Here is a 17,363-nt window from a genome sequence, read left to right on the forward strand (position 1 = left end):
GTCAGTCGGCGTCTCGCGCGGGCGCCAGCAACGCGGCGGCGGCCTGCGGGTTGGAAGGCAGGTAGAAATGGATATAGGAAGCCGTCAGCCGGCCAAGACGGAACACCGCCTCCGCCGTGTTCCGGCCGTTCGGGCAGACGCCACGGGCCAGAGGCTCGACGGCGCAGTCGAGGGTCGAGTGATGGAAGGTATGCCCGCGCAGCCGCCCTTCCGGCAGCTCGACCTCCTGCAAGGCCAGGGCGGTCAGGCGCTTCTGCAGGCGCGCCCGGCCCGGCAGCAGGCCGAGCAGTTCGCCGCGCTCGCCGTCGGCGTCTTCCAGGCAGTCGAGCAGGTAGAGCATGCCGCCGCACTCGGCCAGCAGCGGCTTGCCGGCGGCATGGTGGGCTCGGATCGCCTCGGCCATGGCGCGATTGCCCTGCAGGCGCCCCAGGTGCAGTTCGGGATAGCCGCCCGGCAGGTACAGGCTGTCCACGGCGGGCAACGCCTGGTCCTGCAGCGGCGAGAAGAACGCCAGCTCGGCGCCGAGTTCGCGCAGCAGGTCGAGATTGGCCTGGTAGAGGAAGGCGAACGAGGCGTCGCGGGCCACGCCGATGCGCACGCCTTCCAGGCTGCGTTGCAGCGGCGCCGGAGCGGGCACCTCGAAGGTCACCGGCTCCGGCAGGTCGGTCTCGGCGCTGGCCCGCAAGGCGTCGGCGGCGGCGTCCAGGCGCACATCGAGATCGGCCAGTTCCTCGGCCTGGACCAGGCCCAGGTGGCGGCTCGGCAGTTCGAACTCGGCCGAGCGCGGCAGGCCGCCGAACCAGCGCATGCCAGTCGGCAGGCAATCGCGCAGGATGTCGCTGTGGCGCTGGCTACCGACGCGGTTGCCGAGCACTCCGGAAAACGGCAGGTCCGGCTGGAAATGCGCCAGGCCGTAGGCCAGGGCGCCGAAGGTCTGGGCCATCGCCGCGCCGTTGATCACCCCCAGCACCGGCACGCCGAAACGCCGCGCCAGGTCTGCCGCCGAGGGGTTGCCATCGAACAGGCCCATCACCCCTTCGATGAGGATCAGGTCGGCCTCGCCGGCGGCCCGCGCCAGCAGGCGTCGCGCTTCGGCCTCGCCGACCATCCACAGGTCGAGCTGGTAGACCGGCGCGCCGGAGGCGCGAGCGAGAATCATCGGGTCGAGGAAGTCCGGTCCGCACTTGAACACCCGCACCCGTCGCCCCTGGCGCGCATGCAGGCGGGCCAGAGCGGCGGTGACGGTGGTCTTGCCCTGGCCGGAGGCCGGGGCGGCGATCAGCAGGGCCGGACAGCGTGCCTGGGTCATGGGCGAAGCGTCTCCGCGCATGGCGCGGGCATCAGAACTCCACTCCTTTCTGCGCCTTGATCCCGGCCTTGAACGCGTGCTTGACCAGGCTCATCTCGGTCACCGTGTCGGCGGCCTCGATCATCCCCGGCTGCGCGCCGCGACCGGTCACCACCACATGCTGCATGGCCGGGCGCGCCTGGATGTCGGCGAGGACCCTGTCCAGTTCCAGGTAGCCGTGCTTGAGGGCGATGTTCAGTTCGTCCAGCACCACCAGGCCAACGTCCGGGTCGGCCAGCAATTGCGCGGCGACCTTCCAGGCCGCCTCGGCCTTGGCGATGTCGCGCTGGCGGTCCTGGGTCTCCCAGGTGAAGCCCTCGCCCATCACGTGATAGCTGACTTCCTCGGGGAAGCGCCGGAAGAAGGCTTCCTCGCCGGTGCTGGCGGCGCCCTTGATGAACTGCACGACACCGACCTTCATGCCATGGCCCAGGGCCCGCGCGACCATGCCGAAGGCCGAGCTGCTCTTGCCCTTGCCGTTGCCGCTATGCACCAGGAGCACGCCGCGTTCGTCGCGGGCCTGGGCGATCTTCTCGTCGACCACGGCCTTCTTGCGCTCCATCCGCTCGCGGTGGCGCTGGTCCTTCTCGGGGGATTCGTTCATCGTCGATCACTCCTTGCGGCGACGCGGCCGCGCCGTCGCCTCGTTCATTCGAAATACCCGGCCTCACAGAGCCTGGTAGCGCACGCTGAGGTAGACCGCCTGGCCAGGCTGGTTGTAGCCATACGCGGTTTCGTAGTCGGCACCGAACAGGTTGGCGATCCGGCCCTGCAGGCGCCATTCGTCGTTCAGCCGGTACTCGCTGCGCAGGTCGAGGGTGGCGTAGCCGCCCAGGCGCACCTTGTTGGCCGGGTCATCATAGCGTCGGCCTTCGGCGTGCACGCTGGCGCCCAGCGAAAGACGCTCGAAGCGCCGGTCCAGTTCCAGGTTGAACATCCGCCGCGCCCGGCGCGGCAGCTCGTTGCCGTCGTTGACGCCGCCGGAACGGTTTTGCGGGTCGAGGAAGGTTGCGTTGGCGTTCCAGTCCCAGCCCAGCCACTGGCTGCCGAGGACCAGTTCGACGCCACGGATGCGCGCTTCGTCGATGTTGTTCGGCTGCCCCCAGGGGCGCCCCGGCGCCGGACGCGGATCGTTGCCGATCAGGTCGTCGACGTTGGTACGGAAGGCATTCACCGCCCAGTGCCCCCAGCCATGCGTACCGCTCAGCCCGACTTCCAGGCTGCGCGAAGTCTCGGCGTCCAGGTCGGGATTGCCGTAGTCGGGGTAGTAGAGTTCGTTGAAGGTCGGCGCCTTGAACGCCGTGCCGTAGCTGACGGTGAAGCGCAGCGCGTCGCTCAGCGCGTAGCCCCAGGCGGCGCTGCCGGTGTCGTGCACGCCGAACTGCTGGTTGTCGTCGCGGCGCAGGCTCAGTTGCCAATCCTGGCGACCGTACTGGCCGAGGTACTGGGCGAACCAGCCTTTGTTCAGCCGCGAGTCGACGCTGAAGGCTTCGCTGCTGCTGATCTCGTCCTTCTGCCAGTCGTAGCCGAGGGTCAGCACATGGCCTTCGGCCAGGGTCAGGTCGTTCTGCCAGGACAGGCTGTCGCGACGGGTATCGAAGCGCGAGTAGAAACGGCCATCCTGATAGGCATCGGCCTTGTCCTCGCTGCGCCCGGCCTGGAGGGTCACCAGCCAGGGATCGAACGGAGTGAAGCGGGCACGGCCGCCGACCAGGTTCTGCTCGCCGTCGGCGTTGGCATTGAAACCGGAGTTGCCGAAGACCTGGTCATAGTTGTTGTGCGACTTGGCCCTCAGCAGGGTACCGTCGAGTTCCAGGCCATTGTCGAAGCGATAGCCGCCGCGCAGGTTGCCGGACAGGTTGCGGTAGCCGTCTCGGTCTGGCTCATAGCCCGCAGTACCGGCGCGCTTGGTGTTGATCCCCGCCGTATCGAAGCTGCTCACCCCGAGGCTGTACCAGCCGTTGCCGGCGCCGCCGCTGACCCCGGCGCTACCCTCCAGGGTCTGATGGGTGCCGTAACCGGCGGAGAAGAACGGCTTGGCGCCCTGGCCGTCGCCGCGCCGGGTGAAGATCTGGATCACCCCGCCGATGGCCTCCGAGCCGTACAGGCTGGAACGCGGCCCGCGGACCACCTCGATGCGCTCGATCAGCTCCACCGGCAAGTCCTGGAACGCGGTGAGGCCAGCGCTGGCCGAGCCGACCTTGATGCCGTCGATCAGCACCAGCACATGGTCGGACTCGGTGCCGCGCAGGAACAGCGTGGTGTTCTTGCCGAAACCGCCGTTGTTCGCCAGCGACACGCCGGGTACCTGGCGCAACAGCTCCGGCACGCTGCGCGCCTGGCTGCGCTCGATATCCTCGCGGTCGATGACGCTCACCGCCGCCAGGCTCTGGGAAGCGGTCTGGGCGGTACGGGTGGCGGTCACCACCTGGTCGGCAAGGCTGACCGGTTCGGCCAGGCTCAGGGAAGACGCGCCGCACAGCGCCACGGCTGCCGGGGTCAGGAAAACTCTGTTCATGCTCTACGCTGCTCCGTCGCTCTCACCCGCGCGACCTGGGTTGAGGCAGACGGAGGACGAAGCGACGGCAGGAGACGTCCGACAGCGCCCTCCGCGATGCCGTGGGTGCGTCAGGCCGGTCTCCGGGCTCGCGAGCGAAGCGCTGGACGCTTCCAGCCGCGCCTTCCCATGCCGGAGCACAGTGGTCATCGAGCGGCTGTCTGATTCGCCTACCGTTGCGGGGGCAGCGCTGGCCTGGTTCCGACGGAACGCACCAGCTTCCCTGTTTCACCCCTTGCGGGGCACCTGTCGCAAGGCGCGCAGCTTAGTGGTTCGGGGCTTGCGCGGTCAATGTGGGCGGCCACCGCAGAACTAGCGCCCGGCTCCGGGGAGCGGGTCCGCGCGCAGCGCCGTCCCGGCCGGAGCATGGCTGCGGCACCACTGCCGCCAGGTGGCCTGCAACTGCACCAGCGCGGCGCCGGCCAGCTCGCCGCGTTCGCTGCCGGCCAGCGGGCTGGCGGCCAGGGCCTTGAGCAGGCGCGCGGTCGGCGGGTCGAGGGCGTGTTCACGCTCAGCCCGCGGGCCATCGCCCAGCAGCGCCAGGCGCAGGCGCCGCAGGTAGCGGTCGCGGGCCTGCGCCAGGGACGCCGGGACCTCCTCCAGGCACTGCCGCAGGTAGAGCAGCTCGTCGCCGAAGTCGAGTCCCATCAGGCCGTCCGACCAGGGCTGGCGGCGCCCCTCCGGCAAACGGTCGTAGCGCTGCGCCAGGCGGATCAGGCGATCCGCGGTGCGCCCGCCGAACCAGGCCTCGGCCTGCGCCGGCGAGCGCAGGGTGAGCCGCGCCAGGTCGCCGAGGGTGGCCTGCAGCATGCGCCGGTAATGGCGTTCGCCCGGCCGCAGGCTGACCAGGTTGAACACCAGCACGGCGAAGGCCACCCCGAGCACCGTCGACAGGGCGTTGTTGAGGAAGTGCGCGAGGTCGTAGCTCATGCTGTTGCTCGGCGCGACGTTCTTCACGAAGAAGATGCAGAACGGCGAGGCGATCCCGGCCAGGCTCGCCCGGTTCACGCACAGCGCGGCGAAGAACAGCGGTACGCCCAGGCCCAGGCAGAGCAGCGGGAAGCCGTCCACGCCGGGCAGGTAGAACAGTGCGACGAAGCCGGCCAGCGGGATCGACAGGAGGATCCCGCGAAGGAAGTTCAGGCCGGCCTGGGCCGGGTTGTCGCGGCTGGCGAAGAGACTCAGCACCACCCCGGTGATCGACACCGCGCCCAACCCGCTCGGCCAGGCGCTGGCCAGCCAGAACGCGGCCACGCAGAGGAACGCCAGGGCGCTGCGCAGGCCGAACAGCACGCCGCGCTCGATATCCCGGTGCCAGGCGATGGCGCCCGGCGCCTGGCGGGTGGGCGCGCCATAGACCAGCGCCTCGACGCTGCGCCCGGCCGCCCTCGCCTCGCCGAGCAGGCGTTCGAGGCAGACCAGGCACAGGTGCAACTGTCCATGCGCCGCGTCCAGCGCCAGGCGCAAGCGCTGCCGGCAGGCCTCGAACTCGGCCTGGCGGCCCTCGCGCAACAGTGCCTCGAGTTCTTCCAGCCAGGGCTGCAAGGCGTGCGCGCTGGCCGGATCGAGCAGCCTCCGCTCGCGAGCCACCTTGCGCGCCGCGCGCAGCAGGCCGAGCAGGTCGAGGCCTAGCACGCGCAAGGCCTGGGAACGGGCGCGGCCGAGCGCGCCCTCGAACCAGGCGTGGTCGCGCTGGGCGTCCGCCGCGGCGATCCGCCCCAGCGCCGCGAGCAGCTCGCCGCGTTCGTCGGCGCCGCGCAGCTCCGCCGCGGCCGCCTGCAAGCCGGCCTCCCAGGCCGCCTTGCCCTGGTTCGCCAACTGGCGTTCCAGGCGCCGCGGCCAGAGCAGCACATTCACCAGCGCCGCGCAGAGGATGCCCAGGCCGATCTCCGAGCAGCGGGCCACCGCCTGGTCGAACACCGTCGCCGGATCGGCGCTGGCCGGCAGGGCGACGATGGCCGCGGTGTAGCCGGCCAGGACGAAACCGTAGGACGCATGATTGTGCAGCAGCGACGCGCCGGCGGTGCAGAACGCCAGCCAGAGGGCCATCAGCAGGAGGAAGGGCAGCGATGCCTGGCCATAGAGCGCGACCATGCCGATGGACACCAGCGCACCGGCGCAGGTGCCGATCAGGCGGAACATGCCCTTGGCCAGGACCATGCCGCTATAGGGCTGGCTGACCACGAACACGGTCATCAATGCCCATTGCGGCTGCTCCAGCTCCAGGCCGAAGGCCAGGTACAGGGCCAACCCGCCGGCCAGCAGGGCCTTCACGGCGAACTGCAGTTCGTGCAGACGCGGGCACAGCAGCACCTGCACCAGGTCGGAGGAAAAGAAGGAAGGCTTGGCCATCGCGGACGCCCCGAAATACATGAGCGAGCGAATTATTAGCAAGCTAATTTTCTATTGTCCAGCCTCCCCGCGAACTTTCCGGAAGAGCGTTTCGCCCTGCGAAACATGCGCCACGGAGGCCCACTGGAGCCGACCAACACGCCTGCGCAGAAGGCGCCAACCGGCAGCGGCACGCGCCAAGCGTTCGTATACAATATCCCGCACGTTCCCAACGCCATGCAGGTTGTCCCGCTTGCCTCTCTCCATGCTCAACGCCCCTAACCTGGGCATCGCCCCTTCGGCCTCCGAGATCATCGCCAAGCACCTGCGCGAAGCGATCATCGCCGGGCATTTCGCCGAGGACGAACCGATCCGCCAGGACGACATCGCGCAACTCTTCAATGTCAGCAAGATTCCCGTCCGCGAGGCCCTCAAGCGCCTGGAGGCGGAAGGCCTGGTGCTGTTCCAGCGCAACAAGGGCGCGGTGGTGACGCGTATTTCCGAACCGGAACTGGCGCAGATGTTCGAAGTGCGGGTGCTGCTCGAGGCGCAGGCGATCCGCCTGGCGGTGCCGAACATGGACGAGACCACCTTCGCCCGTGCCGAGGCGATCTGCGCCGACTTCGTCGGCGAAGACAACGTCGGCCGCTGGGCCGAACTCAACTGGCAACTGCACGCCTGCCTCTACGAACCGGCGCAGCGGCCGTTCCTGGTCAACCTGATCCGCTCCATCCACGACAAGCTGGAACGCTACCTGCGCATGCAGATGAGCCTGTCCGAAGGCAAGCAGCGCGCCGACCAGGAACACCGCGAGATCGTCGCCGCCTGTCGCGCCGGCGATGCCGAACGGGCCGCGGCACTGATCGAGGCACATATCGTCGGGGTCTGCCGGACCCTCTACGAACACCTGCCGAACCGCCCGGCCAGCACCTGAGCCGGGCCATCCAGGCTATGCCGCTTTCGTCATCCGCCTGAGCGAAAACCCTCAAGCGCCCCGTCCCGCCGAAACGCCACCCTGTGGCGCATACCCCAGCACAGGCGAGGGCCACCATGCAACGCATCCGCATCATCGATTCGCATACCGGCGGCGAGCCCACCCGCCTGGTCATCGGCGGCTTTCCCGATCTCGGCCAGGGCGACATGGCCGAGCGCCGGCGCCTGCTCGGCGAGCGCCACGACGCCTGGCGCGCCGCCTGCATCCTCGAACCGCGCGGCAGCGACGTACTGGTCGGCGCCCTGCTGTGCGCACCGGTCGATCCCGAAGCCTGTGCCGGAGTGATCTTCTTCAACAACAGTGGCTACCTCGGCATGTGCGGCCACGGCACCATCGGCCTGGTCGCCTCGCTGGCACACCTCGGGCGGATCGGTCCCGGCGTGCACCGCATCGAGACGCCGGTCGGCGAGGTCGAGGCGACCCTCCACGAGGACGGCTCGGTCAGCGTGCGCAACGTGCCGGCCTACCGCTACCGTCGCCAGGTCAGCGTCGAAGTGCCCGGCATCGGCCGGGTCAGCGGCGACATCGCCTGGGGCGGCAACTGGTTCTTCCTGGTCGCCGGACACGGCCAGCGCATCGCCGGCGACAACCTCGACGCCCTCACCGCCTACACCGTCGCCGTCCAGCAGGCGCTGGAAGACCAGGGCATCCGCGGCGAGGACGGCGGCGCCATCGATCACATCGAACTGTTCGCCGACGATCCCCACGCCGACAGCCGCAACTTCGTGCTCTGTCCCGGCAAGGCCTACGACCGCTCGCCCTGCGGCACCGGCACCAGCGCCAAGCTGGCCTGCCTGGCCGCCGACGGCAAGCTGCTGCCCGGCCAGCCCTGGCGCCAGGCGAGCGTGATCGGCAGCCAGTTCGAGGGGCGTTACGAATGGCTCGACGGCCAGCCCGGCGGGCGCATCGTGCCGACCATCCGCGGCCGCGCCCACGTCAGCGCGGAAGCCGCCCTGCTGCTGGCGGACGACGATCCGTTCGCCTGGGGCATCCGCCGGTGAACGCCGAGGTCATCGTGGTCGGCGCCGGCATCGTCGGCAGCGCCTGCGCCCATGAACTGGCGCGTCGCGGCCTCGACGTACTGGTGCTGGACAGCCGCCGCGGCGGTGCCACCGCGGTGGGCATGGGCCATCTGGTGGCGATGGACGACAACCCGGCCGAACTGGCCCTCAGCGACTACTCGATCCAGGCCTGGCGCGCCTGGGCGGCGGATCTGCCGGAAGACTGCGCGTACCGCAATTGCGGCACCCTCTGGCTGGCCGCCGACGCCAGCGAACTCGCCGAGGCCGAACGCAAGCGCCAGGCGCTGCAAGCCGCCGGCGTTGCCTGCCGGATGCTTGGCGCCGCGCGCCTGTACGCCCTCGAACCGGCCCTGCGGCCGGGCCTGGCCGGCGCCCTGGAGGTGTCCGGCGACGGCATCCTCTACGCGCCCAACGCCGCGCGCTGGCTGCTCGACCAGGCCGGGCCGCGCCTGCGACGGCTGTACGCCGAAGTCAGCGAAGTGGACGGCAGCCGCCTGCGCCTGGCCGACGGCCGCTGGCTGAGCGCCGAGGCGCTGGTGCTGGCCAACGGCATCCATGCCGGCGAGCTGTGCGCGGAGCTGCCGATCCGCCCGAAGAAAGGCCACCTGCTGATCACCGACCGCTATCCCGGCACCCTCCGCCATCAACTGGTGGAACTCGGCTATGTCAGCAGCGCCCACGCCAGCAGCGGTACCTCGGTAGCCTTCAACGCCCAGCCGCGCCCCACCGGGCAGGTCTTCCTCGGCTCCTCGCGGCAGTTCGACACGCTCGACCCGCAGGTGGAAGGCCCGGTGCTGGCGCGCATGCTGCGGCGTGCCCTGGACTACCTGCCGGGGCTCGCCGGCCTCAATGCGATCCGCGCCTGGACCGGCTTCCGCGCCGCCACTCCGGACGGCCTGCCGCTGCTTGGCGAGCACCCGGCGCAGCCGGGCCTGTGGCTGGCGGTCGGCCACGAGGGCCTGGGCGTGACCACCGCGCCGGGCAGCGCGCGCCTGCTCGCCGCCCAGTTGCTCGGCGAAACGCCGCCGCTGGATGCCACGCCTTATCTGCCGCAACGCTTCCTCTCCAGCTCCGGGAGTGCCCGGCCATGATCGAACTGTTCATCGACCGGCGTCCGCTGCGGGTCGCCGTCGGCACCAGCGTGGCGGCCGCCCTCGCCCTCGGCGGCGACGGCTGCTCCCGCAGCGCGGTCGGCGGCGGGCGGCGCGCGCCGTTCTGCGGCATGGGCGCGTGCCAGGAATGCCGGGTATTGATCGACGGTCGGCGACGCCTGGCCTGCCAGACCGTCTGCCAATCCGGCATGCGCGTGGAGACCCAGGCATGAGCGCCGACTACGACCTGCTGATCGTCGGTGCCGGCCCCGCCGGCCTGGCCGCAGCGCTGGCCGCCGCGCCGAGCGGCGCGCGCATCGCCCTGGTCGACGACAACCCGGCCGCCGGCGGACAGATCTGGCGCGACGGCCCGCGTGCCAGCCTGCCGCCGCGTGCCCATCAGATGCGTCAACGCCTGGCCGGGCAGGCCAATGTCGAGCACTTCCCGGCGACCCGGGTGGTCGCCTGCGGTCCCGGCAGGCGCCTGTTGCTGGAAGACCCGCAACGTGGCTGGCAGGTCGGCTACCGACGCCTGGTCCTCTGCACCGGCGCCCGCGAACTGCTGCTGCCTTTTCCCGGCTGGACCCTCCCCGGCGTCACCGGCGCCGGCGGCCTGCAGGCGTTGGCCAAGGGCGGCCTGCCACTGGCCGGCCAGCGCCTGGTGGTGGCCGGCTCCGGCCCGCTGCTGCTGGCTAGCGCCGCCAGCGCCAGCCAGTGCGGGGCGCGCCTGCTGCGCGTCGCCGAACAGGCGCCGGCGAGAACCCTGGCCGCCTTCGCCGTACGCCTCCCGCGCTGGCCCGGCAAGCTGTGGCAGGCCGCCGGCCTGTTCGCCCGTAGCTACCGCGCCGACAGCTACGTGCTCGCCGCCCTCGGCGAGGAGCGCCTGGAAGCCGTGCGCCTGCGCGAAGGCGGTCGGGTCCGCGAGATCGCCTGCGAACGCCTGGCCTGCGGCTTCGGCCTGGTGCCCAACGTGCAACTCGGCCAGGCCCTCGGCTATCGCCTCGACGGCCCGGCGCTCGCCGTCGACGAATGGCAGGCCGGCAGCCTGCCCGACCACTACGCCGCCGGCGAATGCACCGGCTTCGGCGGCAGCGAACTGGCCCTGGTGGAAGGCACCATCGCCGGCCATGCCGCCGTCGACGAGCGCGACGCGGCTCGCCGCCTGTGGCCACGACGGCGACGCTGGCAGGGCTTCGCCGACACCCTGGCGCGACACTTCGCCCTGCGTGCCGAACTGCGTCAACTGGCGGAGGCGGATACCCTGGTCTGCCGTTGCGAAGACGTCCCCTTGGCCGCGCTGGCCGGGCATGCCGGCTGGACCGAGGCCAAGCTGCACAGCCGTTGCGGCATGGGCGCCTGCCAGGGGCGGATATGCGGCAGCGCCGCGCAATTCCTGTTCGGCTGGACGCCTCCGGCGCCGCGTCCGCCGTTCAGCCCGGCGCGCCTGGAGACCCTGGCCTGCTGGCAGGGCGACGCCGGCTAGCGACGCTCGGCGCGATACAGCCAGCCGAGGCCGGCCAGCGACAGCAGCAGGCCACCCAGCAGCATGGGTGTCAGCGGCTCGGCGAACATCCAGTGCGCCCATAGCAGGGTCAGCGCCGGGCTCAGGTACAGCGCCGCGCTGCCACCCTGTGCGGAAAGATGGCGCAGGCCCAGCCAGTACAGGCCGTAGCCGCCGAAGGTGGGCAGCAGCACCAGCCAGGCGAGCCCGAACAGGAATCCGCCGGACAGCGGCGGCCGCAGGCTACCCTCCGCCAGCGCCAGGCCGGCGAACGCCGGCAGCGCGGCGCCGATCTGCACGAACAGCACCACGGCCAGCGATCCCGGCGCATCGTCCCAGCGCTTCTGCAACAGGGTGGCCAGGGCCAGCGCCAGCATGCCCAGCAGCGGCAGGCCGTAGGCCCAGCCCGGCGCCCGCCCCAGCGCCAGCGCCGCATGCCCGGCCCAGAGCACCCCGGCGACGCCCAGGGCGATCCCCGGCCACTGCCCCGGCCGCGTTCGCTGCCCCGGCAGGACCAGCGCCAGCAAGGCCACCAGCAGCGGCAACAGGTCGGCCATCAGCGCCGCCACGCCCGGCGAGACGCCGAGTTCGATGGCCTTGGCGATCGGCGCGATGTAGCCCGCGTAGGCCAACGCCCCGATCAGCGCCTGGCGCCGCCACTGGCGCGCCGACAACCGGCGCAGCCCGGCCCAGGCGAAGGGCAGCAGCAGCGCCAGGCAAACGGCGAAGCGCCAGAAGCTGGTGAGGAACACCGGCGCCTGTTCCATGGCATAGCGGTAGCCGACGAAGCCGGAACTCCAGGCCAGTACCATGCCCAGTTGCACGGCCAGCAGGCGGGTCGCCCCGGGCATCGCTCGCGGGGTGCAGGTGGTCGCGCGCATCGCTCGCCTCCGTCGGTCAGGTTCGAGTCGAGGCTAGGCGGCCTCCGCCGCTACTATCAAACGAAACTATCTGCACCAGTCATGCAGGAAATCGGAACCATGAGCGCCAACCTGGATATCGAGCTGCTGCGTACCTTCCATGCCATCCTGCGCTTCGGCCGCTTTCTCGCCGCGGCCAGCCACCTCAACCGCAGCCCCTCGGCGGTGAGCACCCACGTCCGGCGCCTGGAGGAACTGGCCGGCGGCCGGCTGTTCGAGCGCGACAACCAGTCGGTGCGGCTGACCCCGCTGGGGCAGCGGTTCCAGCGCCAGACTGCAGAGCTGCTGGAGACCCACGACCGCGTGCTCGCCGGGTTGCGCAGACGGGAAGAGCCGCTGCGGGTGCGCTTCGGCATTTCCGAGGAATACGCCGGCAAGCTGCTCGGCCGTCTCCTGCCGCGCCTCAGCGCGGAACTGCCGGCGCTGGAGCTGGAGGTGCTCACCGACGCCAGCGGCAGGCTGGCCGGACGCCTGCGGCGCGGCCAGCTGGACCTCGCCCTGCTGGTGCAAGCGCAAGACGACCCCCCGTACGACGGGCACTCCCGCGAGATCGGCGGCACCCAGCCGGTGTGGGTTGCCGGCCACGGCCTGCGGATCGATCCGCAACGCCCGCTGCCGCTGGCCCTGCACGGCCAGGGTTGTCCCTATCGGCAGGCGCTGCTGGAAGCCCTCGGCGCGACGGGCCGGCGCTGGCGCACGGTGGTCAGCAGTCCAGGCGCGGCGGCGCTGGAAGCGGCCATCGAAGGCGGCCTGGCGATCGGCGTGATCGACCGTGCGCGGGTCGGCCCGACGATGCGCGTGCTGGGGCCGGCGGAGGGCTTCGCCGAACTGCCCGCCCACCGCATTCGCCTGGCCTTCGCCCCGGGAGAGCGGCCGCCGGCGCTGGAGCGCCTCGGCGAACTGATCGCCGAGGAGTTCCGGCTCTGAGCCGCTACAGCGCCGGGCGCTAGACCCGCAGGCGGTGGCCGTCTGTCAGTCTCCGGCAGCAGTCGCTCACTGCGCGGCGATGCTTTCCCGTTCACGCCACTCGCGCAGCAACGCCTGGCGCCGGCGCCGCCCTCGATGTGCGCGCCCTGCTGTCGCAGGGTGGCGATATCGCGGTAGAGCGTGCGCAGGCTGATCCCCAGTTCGCCGGCGAGCACATGCCCGGCCACCGGGTAACGATGCCGCCGCAGAATCTGCAGCAGGTCGAGCAGGCGCTGGCTACGGGACAGGGCGCCGACTCACAGTTGCTCCAGGCAGTCGCGGGCGTGGTCGTCGAGGGGGACGAAGACCAGCAGGCGATCGCCGTTCTTCGGCGCCGACCACCAGTTGGTCTGCTGCAGTTCGAATTCGCCACAGCGCGCATGACGGAAGCGCTTGAGCTGGTTTTCGATACCCATCACCTCATTGCGCCGCCAGATCTCGCGGAACTCCGCCGAAACCTCCAGGCAGCGCTGCAACTGCCGCTCCCACAGCGGATCGCCCATGCGCTCGACCATTGCCGCGCGGAAGAAGCCGACCATCCGCGGCAACGCCTCCTCGCGGTTGGCCATGCAGTAGCGCCAGCGCTCGTGGGTCAGCGCCAGGTAGATGCAGTTGCGGTCTTCCTCGGGGATCTCCGCCAGGTCGATGCCCACCAGCCGGCAATAGGCGCGGTTGTAGCCGCGGATGTCGAAACGGGCGTTCTGCACCATGGCCGGCAACGGGTCGAGGGCATCGAGGATGGCCTGGGTGGCGGCCGAAGGCTTCTCGCAGACCACCCGCCGCGCCGAGGTCGGCGCGGCCAGCCCGGCGAGGTTGAACAGGTGGTGGGTTTCCGTCTCGTTGCACAGCAGGGCCCGGGCGATGGCTCCGATCACCTGCTCCGAGGCGCGTACCGCGCGGCCCTGCTCCAGCCAGGTGTACCAGGTCACGCCGACCCCGGCGAGCTGCGCCACCTCCTCGCGACGCAGGCCCGGCGTGCGTCGGCGGCCGAGGCGGGAAATGCCGACCCGCTGCGGCTCGATGCTTTCCCGCCGGCGGCGCAGGAAGGCCCCCAGCTGTTCGGCGCGGGACGGCTGCGCGGGGCTTTCCGCAGCGTGGCTGGCAGGGGCGTCGAGGGGCATGGCGAAGTCCTCCGGAGGGCAGACGGGTAGCGCCAATACCAGGATAAGCAAGAACTGGTACCGGGTTAGCCAGAAGCGCATGCTGCCAGCCCACTCCCTTCCGCACAAGGACTCCGCCCATGCCCAGCACCGTCTCGTCGTCGCGGCTCGGCCTCGCCGGGCTCTGCATCCTGCTGGCGGGGCAACTGTTGCCGATGATCGATTTCTCCATCGTCAACGTCGCCCTCGACGCCCTCGCCCATTCCCTCGGCGCCAGCGAAACCGAACTGGAACTGATCGTCGCCGTCTACGGCGTGGCCTTCGCCGTGTGCCTGGCGATGGGCGGCCGGCTTGGCGACAACTACGGCCGTCGCCGCCTGTTCGATCTCGGCGTCGCCCTGTTCGCCGTCGCCTCGTTGCTTTGCGGGCTGGCCGGTTCGGTCTGGCTGCTGCTGGTGGCGCGCGCCCTGCAGGGCGTCGGCGCGGCGCTGATCGTGCCGCAGATCCTCGCCACCCTGCATGTCAGCCTCAGCGGCCACGCGCATTCCCGCGCGCTGGCCGCCTACGGCGCCATCGGCGGCCTGGCCTTCGTCGTCGGCCAGGTGCTCGGCGGCTTCCTGGTCTCCGCCGACATCGGCGGCCTCGGCTGGCGCAGCGTGTTCCTGATCAACCTGCCGATCTGCCTCGGCATTCTCCTTTGCAGCCGCCGCTGGGTACCGGAGACCCGCGCCGAGCATGCCGCCCGCGTCGACGCGCCGGGCACCCTGCTGCTCGCCGCGCTGATCCTCTGCCTGCTGCTGCCGCTGGCTCTCGGCCCATCGCTGCACTGGTCCTGGCCCTGCGCCCTGCTGCTGGCGGCGGCGGTGCCGCTGCTGGCCTGGCTGTGGCGCACCGAGCTGCGCCAGGAACGCCGCCAGGCCTGGCCGTTGCTGCCGCCGTCGCTGCTGCGCCTGCCGAGCATCCGCTTCGGCCTGTTGCTGGCGATCCTGTTCTTCGCCTGCTGGAGCGGCTTCATGTTCGCCCTTGCCCTGGCCCTGCAGGCCGGCGCCGGTCTCTCGCCGGTGCAGGCCGGCAATGCCTTCATCGCCCTCGGCGCCTCCTACTTCGTCTCGGCGCTGCTCACCACCCGGGTGGCGGCGCGGATCGGCCCGGTACGCCTGCTGCTGCTCGGCTGCGTCATCCAGATGTGCGGCCTGCTCGGCCTGATGCTGACCCTGCAACGGGTCTGGCCGCAGCCGGGCATCCTCAACCTGGCGCCGGCGACCCTGGTGATCGGCTTCGGCCAGGCGTTCATCGTCAGCAGCTTCTTCCGCATCGGCCTCTCGGAGGTGCCGACCGCCCAGGCCGGCGCCGGCAGCGCCATGCTCGCCACCGTCCAGCAGGCCTCCCTCGGCCTCGGCTCGGCGCTGCTCGGCGCGGTGTTCGCGCACAGGCTGGAGCGCCATGGCGACTACCTGGAAGCGACGCAGACGACCCTGGCCGTGGAGTTCGTCCTGATGACGCTGCTGCTCGGCGCCACCTGCCTCTTCTACCTGCGCCGCGTGCGCACGGTGCCATTGCGCTGCGACTCGCCGGGCAACTGAGGCGCGCGGCCGGGCCCTGTTCCCGGCCGCCGGCGCCCCGTATGCTGGCGCGGTCCCCCAGCCAGGCCTTCGCCCCGATGCACGACCTGCTCGCCGCCCCGCCCCCCGCCGACCTCGCCAGCCTGCTGGCCAGCCTGCGCCAGGTCGAGGCGCTGCTCGACGCCATGCCCGGCGTGGTGTTCTTCGTCAAGGACGAGCGCGCCCGCTACGTCCTGGTCAACCGCACCCTGGCACGCCGCTGCGGCGTGAAAGACAAGGCCGAACTGCTCGGCCGCAGCGCCGACGAGGTCTTCCCTTCCAGCCTCGGTCCGCTCTATGCCGAGCAGGATCGGCGCGTGCTGCGCGGCGGCGCGACGCTGGAGAACCAGTTGGAGCTGCACCTCTATCCCGGTCGTCAGCCGGGCTGGTGCCTGACCCACAAGCAGTCGCTGCGCGATGCCGACGGGGCGATCATCGGCATGGCCGGCATCTCCCACGACCTGCCGGCGGCGCAGTCGGCGCACCCGGCCTACGGCCGACTGGCGGCGGTGGACGCGCATATCCGCGAGCACTACGACCAGCCGCTCAGCCTCGCCGATCTCACCGCCATCGCCGGGCTCTCGGTGGCGCAACTGGAGCGTCACTGCAAGCGCATCTTCCAGCTCACCCCACGGCAGATGATCCACAAGGCGCGGCTCGGCGCCGCCTCGCAACTGCTCGCCGGCGACGCGCCGATCACCGAGATCGCCCTGCGCTGCGGCTACACCGACCACAGCGCCTTCAGCCGCCAGTTCAAGGCGCTCACCGGACTCTCGCCGAGCCAGTACCGCGAGACCCATCGCCAGCCCCGAAAAGCGTAACGCCTCGCCCCGCCACGGGGCGGCGGTAGCAATCCTGCTCCCTTTTGTAACACCGCCGGCCGCGCCCGAGCGGGGCGCAGTCCGGCGCGGCATGGCACAGCGACGCGCCAGCCAAAGCGGTCGCGCTCCAGCGAAAGGTTTTTTATCGGCGTCGGACGAGGTTCTGGCACAGCCATTGCTCACTTAAAATATCGTATACGAAATCACAAATACGGGATTTGCCGCCCTCCCACTCAACCGCATCGCCAGAGGCCCCCATGAATACCAAGAAGACCCTTGCCCTAGCCCTCACCGCTGCCCTGGGCTGTTCCCTCGCCGGTCTCGCCCAGGCCGACAAGCTCGACGACATCATCGAGTCCGGCAAGCTGCGCTGCGCCGTCACCCTGGACTTTCCGCCGATGGGCTCGCGCGATGCGCAGAACAACCCGGTGGGCTTCGACGTCGATTACTGCAACGACCTGGCGAAGGCCCTGGACGTCAAGGCGGAGATCGTCGAGACGCCCTTTCCCGACCGCATCCCGGCGCTGGTATCGGGTCGCGCCGACGTGATCGTCGCGTCCACCTCGGACACCCTGGAGCGGGCCAAGACCATCGGCATGAGCATCCCCTACTTCGCCTTCGTCAAGGTGGTACTGACCCGCGAGGACACCGGCATCGCCAGCTACGAGGACCTCAAGGGCCGCCCGGTCGGCGGCACCGCCGGCACCTTCGAGGCGCTGGCCCTGGAGAAGGACAGCAAGGCCTGGGGCGACGCCAAGGGCAGCTTCCGCGCCTACCAGTCCGAGGCCGACACCGCCCTGGCGATCAGCCAGGGGCATATCGACGCCACGGTCGTCTCTTCCACCGTCGCCGCCTCGTGGATCAAGTCGGGCAAGTACAAGGGCCTGAAGATCGCCGGCGACGCGCCCTATGACATCGACTACGTGGCCCTCGGCGCCAAGCGCAACGAATACGGCCTGCTCAACTACCTGAACCTGTTCATCAACCAGCAGGTGCGCACCGGCCGCTACGCCGAGCTGGCGCAGAAATGGGTCGGCGGCACGGCGCCGGAGCTGACCACCAGCGCGGTCTACCGCTGAAGCCGAGGGCGCGGTCCGCCGCCGGGCCGCGC

General features: G+C 70.8%; 15 protein-coding genes and 1 riboswitch. Of the genes, 9 read left to right on the forward strand and 6 right to left on the reverse strand.

Annotation, left to right across the window (positions count from 1 at the left end):
* Position 1: 1 nt before the first annotated feature.
* The 4 genes from ACI766_RS19380 to ACI766_RS19395 all read right to left on the reverse strand — a co-directional run bounded on the left by ACI766_RS19380 (position 2) and on the right by ACI766_RS19395 (position 6,257).
* Positions 2–1,309: a cobyrinate a,c-diamide synthase gene (locus tag ACI766_RS19380; protein WP_023104215.1), complete on the reverse strand. Its 1,308-nt coding sequence runs from the start codon at positions 1,307–1,309 to the stop codon at positions 2–4.
* Positions 1,310–1,340: 31 nt separating this feature from the next.
* On the reverse strand, positions 1,341–1,952 hold the full coding sequence (gene cobO, locus ACI766_RS19385; RefSeq protein WP_003086769.1) for a cob(I)yrinic acid a,c-diamide adenosyltransferase: 612 nt from the start codon (positions 1,950–1,952) through the stop codon (positions 1,341–1,343).
* A 63-nt stretch (positions 1,953–2,015) separates the two neighbouring features.
* The gene (btuB, locus tag ACI766_RS19390; RefSeq protein ID WP_023114111.1) at positions 2,016–3,866 is read right to left on the reverse strand and encodes a TonB-dependent vitamin B12 receptor; all 1,851 of its coding nucleotides are present in this window, start codon (positions 3,864–3,866) and stop codon (positions 2,016–2,018) included.
* Positions 3,867–3,961: 95 nt separating this feature from the next.
* Positions 3,962–4,170: riboswitch (cobalamin riboswitch) on the reverse strand.
* Positions 4,171–4,217: 47 nt separating this feature from the next.
* Positions 4,218–6,257: an FUSC family protein gene (locus tag ACI766_RS19395; protein WP_004348771.1), complete on the reverse strand. Its 2,040-nt coding sequence runs from the start codon at positions 6,255–6,257 to the stop codon at positions 4,218–4,220.
* A gap of 244 nt (positions 6,258–6,501) precedes the next feature.
* Between ACI766_RS19395 and ACI766_RS19400 the strand changes: the two genes are divergently transcribed.
* From ACI766_RS19400 to ACI766_RS19420, 5 genes are all read left to right on the forward strand, one after another.
* A complete protein-coding gene (locus ACI766_RS19400; RefSeq protein WP_003086767.1) occupies positions 6,502–7,170 on the forward strand; it encodes a GntR family transcriptional regulator in 669 nt (222 codons plus the stop codon).
* 116 nt (positions 7,171–7,286) lie between these two features.
* On the forward strand, positions 7,287–8,231 hold the full coding sequence (locus ACI766_RS19405) for a 4-hydroxyproline epimerase (RefSeq protein ID WP_017148854.1): 945 nt from the start codon (positions 7,287–7,289) through the stop codon (positions 8,229–8,231).
* Positions 8,228–9,343, forward strand: a complete 1,116-nt coding sequence (gene lhpB, locus ACI766_RS19410) for a D-hydroxyproline dehydrogenase subunit beta LhpB (protein ID WP_009876113.1) — start codon at positions 8,228–8,230, stop codon at positions 9,341–9,343. Before ACI766_RS19405 ends, lhpB begins: the two co-directional genes overlap by 4 nt.
* A complete protein-coding gene (locus ACI766_RS19415; protein ID WP_003114956.1) occupies positions 9,340–9,576 on the forward strand; it encodes a (2Fe-2S)-binding protein in 237 nt (78 codons plus the stop codon). Before lhpB ends, ACI766_RS19415 begins: the two co-directional genes overlap by 4 nt.
* Positions 9,573–10,826 carry an FAD/NAD(P)-binding oxidoreductase gene (locus tag ACI766_RS19420; protein WP_009876112.1) on the forward strand — a complete coding sequence of 418 codons (1,254 nt, stop codon included), beginning with the start codon at positions 9,573–9,575 and terminating at the stop codon, positions 10,824–10,826. The genes ACI766_RS19415 and ACI766_RS19420 overlap by 4 nt, the downstream gene beginning before the upstream one ends.
* On the opposite strand, the gene ACI766_RS19425 is transcribed toward ACI766_RS19420, so the two are convergent.
* Positions 10,823–11,725 carry a DMT family transporter gene (locus ACI766_RS19425; protein WP_003114958.1) on the reverse strand — a complete coding sequence of 301 codons (903 nt, stop codon included), beginning with the start codon at positions 11,723–11,725 and terminating at the stop codon, positions 10,823–10,825. The genes ACI766_RS19420 and ACI766_RS19425 overlap by 4 nt on opposite strands.
* Before the next feature lie 99 nt (positions 11,726–11,824).
* Here ACI766_RS19425 and ACI766_RS19430 point away from each other — a divergent pair, with 99 nt between their 5' ends.
* Entirely contained in the window at positions 11,825–12,691 is an 867-nt protein-coding gene (locus tag ACI766_RS19430; RefSeq protein ID WP_003159852.1) for a LysR family transcriptional regulator, read from the forward strand.
* A 296-nt stretch (positions 12,692–12,987) separates the two neighbouring features.
* On the opposite strand, the gene ACI766_RS19435 is transcribed toward ACI766_RS19430, so the two are convergent.
* The gene (locus tag ACI766_RS19435; protein WP_003133531.1) at positions 12,988–13,932 is read right to left on the reverse strand and encodes a helix-turn-helix transcriptional regulator; all 945 of its coding nucleotides are present in this window, start codon (positions 13,930–13,932) and stop codon (positions 12,988–12,990) included.
* Between the two features lie 38 nt (positions 13,933–13,970).
* Here ACI766_RS19435 and ACI766_RS19440 point away from each other — a divergent pair, with 38 nt between their 5' ends.
* The 3 genes from ACI766_RS19440 to ACI766_RS19450 all read left to right on the forward strand — a co-directional run bounded on the left by ACI766_RS19440 (position 13,971) and on the right by ACI766_RS19450 (position 17,331).
* Positions 13,971–15,413 (forward strand): MFS transporter, encoded by a 1,443-nt coding sequence (locus ACI766_RS19440; protein WP_023084470.1) that lies wholly within the window; start codon positions 13,971–13,973, stop codon positions 15,411–15,413.
* Between the two features lie 41 nt (positions 15,414–15,454).
* Complete coding sequence (locus tag ACI766_RS19445; protein WP_023084471.1) at positions 15,455–16,252, forward strand: AraC family transcriptional regulator; 798 nt, start codon at positions 15,455–15,457, stop codon at positions 16,250–16,252.
* A gap of 257 nt (positions 16,253–16,509) precedes the next feature.
* Positions 16,510–17,331, forward strand: a complete 822-nt coding sequence (locus ACI766_RS19450) for a transporter substrate-binding domain-containing protein (RefSeq protein WP_003082561.1) — start codon at positions 16,510–16,512, stop codon at positions 17,329–17,331.
* The last annotated feature ends 32 nt before the right edge of the window (positions 17,332–17,363 follow it).

This window comes from Pseudomonas sp. DL, assembly GCF_047199225.1.
Taxonomy (GTDB): Bacteria; Pseudomonadota; Gammaproteobacteria; order Pseudomonadales; family Pseudomonadaceae; genus Pseudomonas; species Pseudomonas aeruginosa.

Bases quoted from the DNA above. Each gene is read 5' to 3' on its own strand.
- ACI766_RS19405 (WP_017148854.1), top strand. From the start codon at position 7,287: ATGCAACGCATCCGCATCATCGATTCGCATACCGGCGGCGAGCCCACC.
- ACI766_RS19415 (WP_003114956.1), top strand. From the start codon at position 9,340: ATGATCGAACTGTTCATCGACCGGCGTCCGCTGCGGGTCGCCGTCGGC.
- ACI766_RS19395 (WP_004348771.1), bottom strand. From the start codon at position 6,257: ATGGCCAAGCCTTCCTTCTTTTCCTCCGACCTGGTGCAGGTGCTGCTG.
- ACI766_RS19440 (WP_023084470.1), top strand. From the start codon at position 13,971: ATGCCCAGCACCGTCTCGTCGTCGCGGCTCGGCCTCGCCGGGCTCTGC.
- ACI766_RS19400 (WP_003086767.1), top strand. From the start codon at position 6,502: ATGCTCAACGCCCCTAACCTGGGCATCGCCCCTTCGGCCTCCGAGATC.
- ACI766_RS19450 (WP_003082561.1), top strand. From the start codon at position 16,510: ATGAATACCAAGAAGACCCTTGCCCTAGCCCTCACCGCTGCCCTGGGC.
- btuB (WP_023114111.1), bottom strand. From the start codon at position 3,866: ATGAACAGAGTTTTCCTGACCCCGGCAGCCGTGGCGCTGTGCGGCGCG.
- ACI766_RS19425 (WP_003114958.1), bottom strand. From the start codon at position 11,725: ATGCGCGCGACCACCTGCACCCCGCGAGCGATGCCCGGGGCGACCCGC.
- ACI766_RS19380 (WP_023104215.1), bottom strand. From the start codon at position 1,309: ATGACCCAGGCACGCTGTCCGGCCCTGCTGATCGCCGCCCCGGCCTCC.
- ACI766_RS19445 (WP_023084471.1), top strand. From the start codon at position 15,455: ATGCTGGCGCGGTCCCCCAGCCAGGCCTTCGCCCCGATGCACGACCTG.
- ACI766_RS19435 (WP_003133531.1), bottom strand. From the start codon at position 13,932: ATGCGCTTCTGGCTAACCCGGTACCAGTTCTTGCTTATCCTGGTATTG.
- cobO (WP_003086769.1), bottom strand. From the start codon at position 1,952: ATGAACGAATCCCCCGAGAAGGACCAGCGCCACCGCGAGCGGATGGAG.
- ACI766_RS19430 (WP_003159852.1), top strand. From the start codon at position 11,825: ATGAGCGCCAACCTGGATATCGAGCTGCTGCGTACCTTCCATGCCATC.
- ACI766_RS19420 (WP_009876112.1), top strand. From the start codon at position 9,573: ATGAGCGCCGACTACGACCTGCTGATCGTCGGTGCCGGCCCCGCCGGC.